This is a genomic window from Paeniglutamicibacter sp. ORCA_105 (assembly GCF_045798545.1).
GTDB classification, from domain to species: Bacteria; Actinomycetota; Actinomycetes; order Actinomycetales; family Micrococcaceae; genus Paeniglutamicibacter; species Paeniglutamicibacter sulfureus.
Genome location: NZ_JBIXLM010000069.1, coordinates 1 through 10015 on the forward strand (window position 1 = coordinate 1; position 10015 = coordinate 10015).

The following is a 10015-nucleotide window of genomic DNA, read 5'->3' on the forward strand; positions in this document are numbered from 1 at the left end:
GCAGGCACAGGATCCGTCCGACGAAAAGGTGGAGACGATCGAGCGCAGCGCGACCGAATCGCACACGCTGGCCGAGTAACCCCCTCCGCACCCACAGCAAACACACGAGAAGCCGATGTTGCAGCGCAACATCGGCTTCTTTTGTACCTTGTGGAAACCTGTCGGGACGGGCGGGGCGCCCCCCTTACGGCCTGGTGTCCGCCGCTTCGGGTGGCTGGGTATTACTTGGGGGTGCGCAGGCGGCGCGCCGATCTGGAGATGCGGCGTCCCAGCAGCCCCTGGGTGGGGCTGAAGAGGTAGACCAGGGCGAACACCGCTCCCTGGGTCAGCACGATCATGCCGCCCGATGCCGTGTCCAGGTAGTAACTGATGTACAGCCCGATGACCGCACAGGCGACAGAGACCGCCGGGGCGATGAGAAGCATGCGCCCGAACCTGTCGGTGAGCAGGTGCGCCGTGGCACCGGGAATGATCAGCATGGCGACCACCAGGATGACGCCCACCGCCTGGAGCGCCACCACCGAGGTCAGTGCCAGCAGGCCCAGCAACGCAGCACCCAGCAGGCGCGGATTGAGCCCGATGGCGTGGGCGTGGGTCGCATCGAAGGCAAAGAGTGTGAAGTCCCGGCGCTTGAGCAGCAACGCGCCCAGGGCCAGCACGCCAAGCAGCACGATCTGGATCAGCTCGGGCTTGGAGACGCCCAGCAGGTTCCCGAAGATGATGTGGCCCAGGTCGGTCTGCGAGGGGGTGACCGAGATCAGCACCAGGCCCAGGGCAAAGAGCGTGGAGAAGACGATGCCGATGGCCGCGTCCTCCTTGATGCGGCTGGTGTCGCGCACCGCCCCGATCAGTGCCACGGCCAGGAAACCGAAGAGCAATGCGCCGATCGCGAAGGGCACCGAGAACACGTAGGCCAGCACGACGCCCGGGAGCACCGCGTGGGAGACGGCGTCGCCCATCAGCGACCAGCCGATCAGCACCAGCCAGCAGGAGAGCACCGCGCAGACGGCAGCGGCGGTCACCGCCGTGGCCAGGGCGTTGATCATGAAGCCGTAGCCCAGCGGCTCGAGGAGCAAGTCGACCAGGTTCATGCTGCGTCCCCCCGTCCCAGCACGTCCAGGCCGAAGGCCAGGGCAAGGTTTTCGGGGCGCAGGACCGTTTTGGGATCCCCGTGCATGAGCACCCGCTGCATCAGCAGCACCGCCTCGTCGGCCAGTTCGGGCAGGGCGTGCAGGTCGTGGGTGGAGATCAGGATCGCTGCCCCTGCCCGTGCCTGTTCGCGCAGCAGCCGGGTGATCGTGGCCTCGGAGCGCTTGTCGACTCCGGCGAACGGTTCATCGAGCAGCAGGATCGTGGCGTCCTGGGCGATGCCGCGCGCTACGAAGGCGCGCTTTTTCTGCCCGCCGGAGAGCTGCCCGATCTGCCGCTGGGCGTAGTCGGTGAGTTCCACGCGTTCGAGGGCCTCGTCGACCGCCAGCTTGTCGGCCTTGGACGGGCGGCGGGTGAACCCCATGTGCCCGTAGCGGCCCATCATGACCACGTCGTGCACCGAGACCGGGAAGGCCCAGTCCACGTCCTCGCTTTGCGGTACATAGCCGATGGCCGCCGACTTGCGGGCCTGGGCGGGGGTGCCGCCGTTGACGCGCACCGTCCCGGAGTCTGGCTTGACCAGGCCCATGATGGCCTTGAAAAGGGTCGATTTTCCCGAACCGTTCATGCCCACCAGGCCACAGATGCGCGAGTTCTTCAATTCCAAGCTGGCATCCTTCAGGGCCAGGACCTCCCCGTAGCGCACGGTGAGGTCCTGGACGGTGACGGCCGGGGCGCTCATGGCTTTTCCCCGGTCAGGGCCTGAAGGATCACGTCGGTGTCGTGCCGGATGAGATCGAGGTAGGTGGGTACCGGGCCGTCGGCCTCGGAGAGCGAGTCGACGAACAGGGTGCCGCCAAAGGTGCTTCCCGAACCCTGCACCACCTGCTGCATCGGGGCGTCGGAGACGGTGGATTCGCAGAACACCGCGGGCACCTCGTTGTCCTTGACGAACTCGATGGCCGAGGCGATCTGCCGCGGGGTGGCCTGCTGTTCGGCGTTGACCGCCCAGATGTATTTTTCGGTGAGGCCGGCGTCGCGGGCCAGGTAGGAGAAGGCGCCCTCGCAGGTCACCAGAGCACGCTCATTCTCCTTGAGCCCGGAGAGTCCCTGGACCAGGTTCTTCTCCAGCGTTTCAAGCTCCGCGTTGTAGGCAGTGGCGTTCCGGGTGTAGTACTCGCGGTTTTCCGGGTCGAGTTCGATAAAGGCGTCGCGGATGTTTTCCACGTATATTTGCACGTTGACCGGGCTCATCCAGGCGTGCGGGTTGGGCAGGCCGGCATTGGCGTCCTCGGAGATGTCCATGACCTCGACGCCTTCGCTGACCACCACGTGCGGCACGTCGAGTTCGACGATGAACTGCTCGAACCAGGCCTCGAGGTTCAACCCGTTGTCCAGGATCAGATGCGCGCGCGAGGCCTTGGCGATGTCCTGCGGCGTGGGTTCATAACCGTGGATCTCGGCACCTGCCTTGGTGATCGACTCGACGGTGATCTTGTCCCCGCCTACGTTCCTGGCGATGTCGGCCAGCACGGTGAAGGTGGTCAGCACCACCGGACGGTCGGAGTCGTCCTGGCCGGAAATGGCACCGGGGGAGTCGCATCCGGAAAGCGTTGCTGCAAGTGCCAGGCAGGCCAGGGCCGCGGACAGCCGGCGGCGCCAGGAGGTAAAGGCGCGGGTGCGGGAAGGATTCGTCATTGAGGTCCTATGCGGGGCGGTGTGTCGGTGGGTAAAAACAACGGGTAATTCATAGTACGGCATGACGTAGATGGATGTACGCCTTGGCGTAACCCTGGTTGTTCCGACGTCGTGGAGGGGTTGGGTTCGGGGAAGAACTCCGGTCCGCCGGGGCCACGGTGCCAGGGCGGTGGATGAGACGGACGGACGCTCCATCCTACGTACGTGGCTTCCACCCATTGATGTGGCGCGACCGCGGGCATAGACTCACGCCTGGATCCACCTTTGCACACCCTCACTCATTGCGTTGGAGGCACCATGCCCAAGCCGGAACTCACAGTCGGCGCTCCCTGCTGGATCGACCTGCTGACCTCCGCCCCGGAGAAATCCCAGGCGTTCTACACAGAGCTCTTCGGCTGGACCTACGAGGCGGGGGACGCAGAACTGTATGGCGGCTACATCACCGCTTCCAAGGACGGGAAGATGGTGGCCGGGATCATGAACAACGACGGTACCTCTGGGTCCCCGGATGTCTGGACCACCTATCTGCGGGTGGATGACATCGACGCCGCAACGAAGGCCGCGGCCGAGCACGGCGGGCAGGTCTACCTGCCGCCCATGGAGGTTCCCGAGCAGGGCAAGATGGCGATGTTCGGGGACGCCGGAGGCGCGGCGGTGGGCATCTGGGAGTTTGGCGGACACACCGGATACGAAGTGGTTGCCGAAAACGGTGCACCCGCCTGGCACGAACTCTTTACCCGGGACTTTGCCCCTACCGTGAAGTTCTACGAGGACGTCTTCGGCTGGGACACCGCGGTGGTGGGCGACACCGATGAATTCAGATACACCACACTCGGTGCCGGGGATGATTCCAAGGCAGGGATCATGGATGCCAGTTCGTTCCTGCCCGAGGGCGCACCGGCCAGCTGGCATGTGTACTTCGCGGTGGAGAATGCCGACGCCATCATCGAAAAGACCTTGGCGTTGGGTGGCGAGGTCATCCAGCCTGCGGAAGATACGCCCTTCGGGCGCAATGCAGCGCTGAAGGATCCAACGGGCGCGGAGTTCTGGATTACCCAGGACATCGGGCAAGGCTAAATGTGCCGGGACCGGGCCACCGGTTCCCGACGGCAGGGGGGAAACATTGACGTCGGCGCTTTGCCGCTTGGGGCGCGAGGCGCCGACGCCAATGCCCTTCATGTGATGTCCGCTGCCGAGTCCCGCGTTTAGGCCGGGACCGAGACCCGCAGGATAGACGTGGGTTTGCCGGTCAACTCCGAAGGCATATATATATCAGCCAGTCGAGGCGCATCGAGCCTGCCCCCGGATCGGGGCAAGACGCGGGCACTGAAATCACCGTGGCCATGGCCTTGGGGTGGCAGTGAGTCTAGTCTCGGAACATGGTGCAAATTGGAGAAGAGATGGTCAATGCCCGCTCCGGCGAACGATTTGTCTGGCGGGCGACGCGAGTGTCAACGGGTGGGGAATACTGCGAGTTTGATCTGCACTTGGCACCGGGCGCGCGGGTGGCGGCCGCCCACCGCCATCCGAATCAGGAAGAGCGCTTCACCACGGTTTTCGGGCGTCTTGACTTGGTAAAAGGTGACAAGCGGACGGTGCTGGGTCCTGGCGAAGTTAGCGTCATTCCGCCGGGTACCGCACACCGATGGGGCAATGCCGGGGAGCCCGCACATGCGATCGTGCGGCTGAGCCCCGCACTGCACGCCGAGGAATTCTTTGCAATGTTCTGTCTGCTGGCATCCGAGGGCAAGGCCAATGCCGCGGGACTTCCCCGAAACCCGCTGCAGATGGCGGTGCTGCTGGACGCCTATCGCGAGGAATTCGATTTTGCGACCGCTTCACAACACCGCATGCTCAGCGCTCCTCTGGCCGCGCTGGGCGCGATTGGCCGCCGTATCGGACTGCGTAGCGGACATCCTGACGAAGATTCCTGAGTTTTCGAACGACGACCTCCCCTGCTCGATGTGTCTAAGCCGGGACAGGGACCCGCAACATCGCCTCGATCTTCCCGCGGCACCCGCCGCAGCCCGTACCTGCCCGACAAGCGGCACCGACCTCCGCCACCGTGGAGCAGCCTTCTTCCACGGCGTGGGCCACCTGCCCGTGAGTGGCACCCGAGCAACGGCAAAGCTGGTCATCGGCACCCGCGGCAACCAGTGACTCGTCCGTGCCCGGGTCATCGAGCCGCAGCAACGAGGATCGATCTTCCGGCAACGTGCTGCCACGTTCAAAGGCCAGCACCATTTCGGCACCCGTGCGCGGCAACCCGATCGCCAGGAACCCGGTCAGCACATCCTGCTCCGTGACGAGCTTGAGGTATCGGCCCGCCTTCGGATCGGCAAAGACGCTCACTCGCGCCTGGCCCTCGTCCCACGGGCCGGCCATCACGTTTCCGGCAACCACCAGCTCCAGGCCCTGGCCCTTGAGCATCAACACGTTTGAGGCACCGTGGCTCGGTGCGGCAGTCGGTGGATCCAGCGGTGCGCTGGCCGCGTCGGGGGCCGGCGCCCGGTGGGTGAGCAGGAAATCCGCCAACCATGCTGCCTGGGCCCAGCCCGGGGCCAACAACCCGGCCGGGGCAGCCCCCGCCACCTCGGCGCAGTCTCCCATCGCAAAGACCCGGTTCTCGGTGTCGGCCACCAGGTATTCATTGGTTTGGATGCCCCTGCCGACCTTCAGCCCGCAACCGGCGGCCAGCTCGGTGCGTGCCCGTACCCCGCAAGAGAGCAGCAGCGCATCCCCGGTGATCTCGCCATGGTCCTCGGTCGCCAGCGCGGTGAATCCCGAGGAATCCCGGCGCACTGCGGTGGCCCGGACCCCGGACACGACTTCGACGCCGGCGCTACGTAGGGAGCGGGCCAGAAGCATGCCGCCATCGGTGTCCACGGCACGGCCCAGCGGGGCCGGGCCGTGGTGCACCAGCACCGGACGGTGCCCGGCCTCCGCTATGGCAAGGGCCGCCTCGATGCCCAGGATGCCGCCACCGAGCACCAACACCCGGCCGCCGGACCCCAGCACCCGGTTTAGCGCAGCGGCATCCTCGAGGGTGCGCAGCGCCATGACGCCGGAGGGCAGGTTGGCCTCGGCATGCGGGGCGAAGTCCAGCCCGTTCAGCGTCGGTACCACCGGACGGGCGCCGGTGGCGAACACCAGCCGGTCATAGCCCAGCGTTCGTCCGGAGCCCAGGTGCACCCGGCGGCGCGAGCGGTCCACCCGCGTGACGGTTTCCCCCAGGTGCAAACCGACGCCCGCCGCCACCAGGCGATGCGGATCGATCATCGCCAGGTGCTCCGCCGAAGTCGCGCCGCTGGCCACCTCGGCCAAGAGCACGCGGTTGTAGGCGGCATGTTCCTCGGCCGAGACGACATCCACGGTGAACAGGCCCGCGGCCAGGCCCGGAAGCAGTCCCTCCAGCAACGAGGCCGCGACCGGGCCGAAGCCGATGACCAGGATGCGTTCGCGGATCGTCTCACTCATGATTCATCTCCCAACGGGTGCAGGGACACCGGTGCGTTCTTGAATTCGGGCATGGCGCTGAGCGGATCGACCTGGGAACCGGTGAGCAGGTTGGCGTTCTGGGCTCCGGCAAAGTGGAAGGGCAGGAACACGGTGTCCAGGCGAACCGCTGTGCTCAGGGCCGCCCGGGCCACGACCTCCCCGCGCACATTGCGCACCGCGACGCGTTGGCCCTCGGTGATGCCGTGGGCGCGGGCGGTGCCGGGATGGATTTCCAACCGGGCCTCGGGTGCCGCCCTTGCCAGTTCGGCGACTCGGCGGGTTTGCGCCCCGGATTGGTAGTGTTCCAGCAACCGCCCGGTGACCAGCGCCAACTGGCCATCGGCGTGCAGCGCCTCGACGCGGGCGCGCGAGTGCACAGGGACCAGGAGTGCCTTTCCATCGGGATGGGCAAACCCCTCCAGGAAGAGCCGCGGTGTGCCCGAGCGCTGCCCCGGAACCCGGGACACCTCGTGGCCGGCGGAGCAGGGCCAGTAGACGGCCGCCCCCGCGTCAAGGTCGTCCCAGTCAACGCCGGAATAGTCGGCCAGCCCGCCGGCCGAAGCCAGGCGCAGCTCCTCGAAGACCTCGCGGGCGTCGGCCGAAAACGTTCCGGGGGAATCCAGCCGTTTGGCGAGTTCGGCCATGATCCACAATTCGCCGCGTGCCCCCTCGGGCGGGGCAAGTGCCGCCCGGCGGCGCAGGACCCGTCCCTCGAGGTTGGTCATGGTGCCCTCTTCCTCGGCCCACTGCAGCACCGGCAGAACGAGGTCCGCCTCGGCTGCGGTCTCGGAGAGGAAGAAGTCGCAGACCACCAGGAAGTCCAAGCGGCGCAGCCCGGCCAGGACCTTGGAGGCATCGGGGGAGGAGACGACGGGGTTGGAGGCGTGGACCATCAGCATTCGCGCCCCGTTCTCGGTGCCCAGGGTGTGCAGCAGCTCGGTGGCGGGGATGCCGGGACCGGGAATGGTTTCGGGGGCCACGCCCCATACCCTGGCCACATGTTCGCGGTGGGCGGGATCGGTGATCTTGCGGTAGCCGGGAAGCTGGTCGGACTTCTGCCCGTGCTCGCGCCCGCCCTGGCCATTGCCCTGGCCGGTGATGGTGCCAAAACCCCCGGCCAGGGTGCCGGGCAGGCCCAGCAAAAGGGCGAGGTTGATGGCGGCGGTGGTGGTGTCGGTGCCGTTGGCGTGCTGTTCGACCCCGCGCCCGGTCAGGATGTAGACGCCACCGCCGCCGGTCTTGGCGGCCGTGGCCGCGGTGGCCAGGGCGCGGGCGGTGCGCCGGATCTCCGCGGCGGGAACGCCGGTGATGGTGGCGACGCGTTCGGGCCACCACGAGCCGACCGAGGCCCGCAGTTCCGCCAGCCCGTTGGTTCGCGTGGCAAGGTAGTGGCCGTCGACCAGGGATTCGGCCAGCAACACGTGCGCCAAGCCCAGCAGCAGCTGCAGGTCCGTGCCCGGGGTGGGCTGCAGGTGCCAGCCGGACCCGCCCGCACACAGCTCGGCGGTGGCGGACCTGCGCGGGTCGACCACGATGAGCCCGCCGGAGGCGCGCGCGTTTTCCAGGTGGCGGACAAACGGCGGCATGGTCTCGGCGACGTTCGAGCCCAGCATCAGGATCATCGAGGCGACATCAAGGTCCGCCAGCGGGAAGGGCAGGCCGCGGTCCAGGCCGAAGGCCCGGTTTCCCGCGGCAGCCGCGGAAGACATACAGAAGCGTCCGTTGTAGTCGATGCGCGAGGTTCCCAGGGCCAGGCGGGCGAACTTGCCCAGCTGGTAGGCCTTTTCGTTGGTCAGTCCGCCGGCACCGAAGACCGCCACCGCGTCGGCCCCGTGCTCCTTGCGGATGGATGCCGCGCGGGATGCCAGCAGGTCAAGTGCCTCCTCCCAGCCCACCGGGTCGAAGCCGCCGTCGGGTCGGCGGAGCAGCGGGCTGCCCAGCCGTTCGGGGTGGTTGAGCAGGTTGGCCGCGCTGTATCCCTTGCGGCACAGCGCCCCGGCATTGGTCTCGAAGTCACGCCCGGTCAGCAGCACCGGTTCCCGCGCACCGGCACCGGGGCTGGGGTCCAGGCTGATGCCGCATTGCAGGGCGCAGTAAGGGCAGTGCGTGGGCGTGGTCTTGGGGTCCGGGGCGGTGATCGTCATTTAGATGTTCCGTCCGGCAAATGCTGTGCCGCGGCGGATGTAGCAGAACCAGACCAGGAACATCAGGGCCGCGTACAGCGCCACGAAGACCACAAAAGCCGCCGTGTAGGAGCCGCTGCGGGACAGGGACAGCCCCAGGGCCTGCGGGATCATGAAGCCGCCGTAGGCACCGATGGCAGAGATCAATCCGAGGGCCGCGGCACCCTTGCGTGCCGCGGACACGTTGCCGGTGTTGTTTTCCGCGCGCAAGGCGAAAACGACGGGGATCATCCGGTAGGTCGAGCCGTTGCCGATGCCGCTGGCGGCAAAGAGCACCAGGAACAGGGCCAGGAACACCCAGAAGTTGGCCGCCGGCAGGATGAGCACCACGCCCAGGGTCACCAGGCCCATGACCGCCAGGGCGCACAGGGTGATGCGCGCCCCGCCGATCTTGTCGGCGAGCTTGCCGCCGGCCGGCCTGGCCAGGGATCCCACCAGCGGTCCGAGGAACGCCAGGGAGAGTGCCGCGGTGCCCAGGGTGAAGGATGAATATTGCGGGAAGGTGTCGTGGATCAGCTTGGGGAAGACGGCCGAGAACCCGATGAAGGAGCCGAAGGTCCCGATGTAGAGGGCGGCAATGATCCACAGGTGCGGTTCGCGCAGGCAGGCCAGTGCGCCTCGCACGTCCGAACGGGCGGTGCTCAGGTTGTGCATGTTGCGCTTGGCGCCGTAGGCAGCCAGAAGGATCAGCGGGATCCAGATCAGCCCCGCCAGCGGCAACTGCAGGGAACCGGCGGCGAAGATGGTGATGGCGATGGGGACGAGCAGCTGGGCCACTGCCGCACCCAGGTTGCCTCCGGCGGCGTTCAGTCCCAGCGCCCAGCCCTTCTGCGAGGCAGGGAAGAAGTAGGTGATGTTGGCCATCGAGGAAGCGAAGTTGCCGCCGCCGAATCCTGCCAGACCGGCCAGGGCCAGCAACACCCAGAAGGGGGTCGCGGGGTTTGAGACTGCCAGGGCCAGTCCGCCGGCCGGAATCAGCAGCAGCAGGGCCGAGACAATCGTCCAGTTTCGCCCGCCGAAGCGGGCGACCATGAAGGTGTAGGGGATCCGCAGCGTGGCACCGACCAGGCTCGGCATGGAGATCAGCCAGAAGAGCTGGGTGGTGCTCAGCTGGAAGCCGGCGGCCGGAAGGTAGACCGCGACCACCGCAAAGAGCTGCCAGACGACGAACCCCAGGAATTCGGCGAAGATCGACCAGCGAAGGTTGGTGTTGGCGGTGGTGCGGCCGATGCTTTCCCAGAATCCCGGGTCCTCGGCATCCCAATTGTGTACCCAGCGACCCGGACCCATCTCGAGACGGGCCTGCGTTGTCGGCGTGCCGGTGCGATGTTGTTCCTGCTCTAGCTGTGCGCTCAAGACGTATCGTCCCCTCTGCCTGGTGGTTGATGTCTTCAAGCATTGCCGAGGGAAGTTTCACATGGACGCACTTGTTGTTGCGGGAAGCGAACATGTAGATCACCCAAGTGCCCGGGAGGGGGAGGAAAAGGAAACCTGGCCGAAACATGATCCCTGCCGCCTGCCGGATGCCTCGTTAAAAAGGCTGTGGC

The 10015-nt window shown here is 66.8% G+C and carries 8 protein-coding genes; 2 read left to right on the forward strand and 6 right to left on the reverse strand.

Annotated elements, in window-relative coordinates:
* Positions 1-221 precede the first annotated feature (221 nt).
* Genes ACIPUB_RS19680 through ACIPUB_RS19690 form a run of 3 tightly spaced genes read right to left on the reverse strand, consistent with a single transcriptional unit; the run spans position 222 to position 2787 of the window.
* The gene (locus ACIPUB_RS19680; protein ID WP_407608928.1) at positions 222-1091 is read right to left on the reverse strand and encodes a metal ABC transporter permease; all 870 of its coding nucleotides are present in this window, start codon (positions 1089-1091) and stop codon (positions 222-224) included.
* Positions 1088-1831 (reverse strand): metal ABC transporter ATP-binding protein, encoded by a 744-nt coding sequence (locus tag ACIPUB_RS19685; RefSeq protein ID WP_407608929.1) that lies wholly within the window; start codon positions 1829-1831, stop codon positions 1088-1090. Before ACIPUB_RS19685 ends, ACIPUB_RS19680 begins: the two co-directional genes overlap by 4 nt.
* The gene (locus ACIPUB_RS19690) at positions 1828-2787 is read right to left on the reverse strand and encodes a metal ABC transporter substrate-binding protein (protein WP_407608930.1); all 960 of its coding nucleotides are present in this window, start codon (positions 2785-2787) and stop codon (positions 1828-1830) included. Before ACIPUB_RS19690 ends, ACIPUB_RS19685 begins: the two co-directional genes overlap by 4 nt.
* Positions 2788-3084: 297 nt before the next feature.
* On the opposite strand from ACIPUB_RS19690, the gene ACIPUB_RS19695 reads away from it, so the two are divergent.
* The gene (locus ACIPUB_RS19695) at positions 3085-3864 is read left to right on the forward strand and encodes a VOC family protein (RefSeq protein WP_407608931.1); all 780 of its coding nucleotides are present in this window, start codon (positions 3085-3087) and stop codon (positions 3862-3864) included.
* Positions 3865-4166: 302 nt separating this feature from the next.
* Positions 4167-4721: a cupin domain-containing protein gene (locus ACIPUB_RS19700; RefSeq protein ID WP_407608932.1), complete on the forward strand. Its 555-nt coding sequence runs from the start codon at positions 4167-4169 to the stop codon at positions 4719-4721.
* 34 nt (positions 4722-4755) lie between these two features.
* Here the strand turns inward: ACIPUB_RS19700 and ACIPUB_RS19705 are convergent, their stop codons facing one another.
* The 3 genes from ACIPUB_RS19705 to ACIPUB_RS19715 are packed head-to-tail and all read right to left on the reverse strand — an operon-like array spanning position 4756 to position 9824.
* Entirely contained in the window at positions 4756-6264 is a 1509-nt protein-coding gene (locus tag ACIPUB_RS19705) for an FAD-dependent oxidoreductase (protein ID WP_407608933.1), read from the reverse strand.
* Complete coding sequence (locus tag ACIPUB_RS19710) at positions 6261-8429, reverse strand: molybdopterin oxidoreductase family protein (RefSeq protein ID WP_407608934.1); 2169 nt, start codon at positions 8427-8429, stop codon at positions 6261-6263. The genes ACIPUB_RS19705 and ACIPUB_RS19710 overlap by 4 nt, the downstream gene beginning before the upstream one ends.
* Positions 8430-9824: an MFS transporter gene (locus ACIPUB_RS19715; protein WP_407608935.1), complete on the reverse strand. Its 1395-nt coding sequence runs from the start codon at positions 9822-9824 to the stop codon at positions 8430-8432. It lies immediately after the preceding gene.
* Positions 9825-10015: the final 191 nt, after the last annotated feature.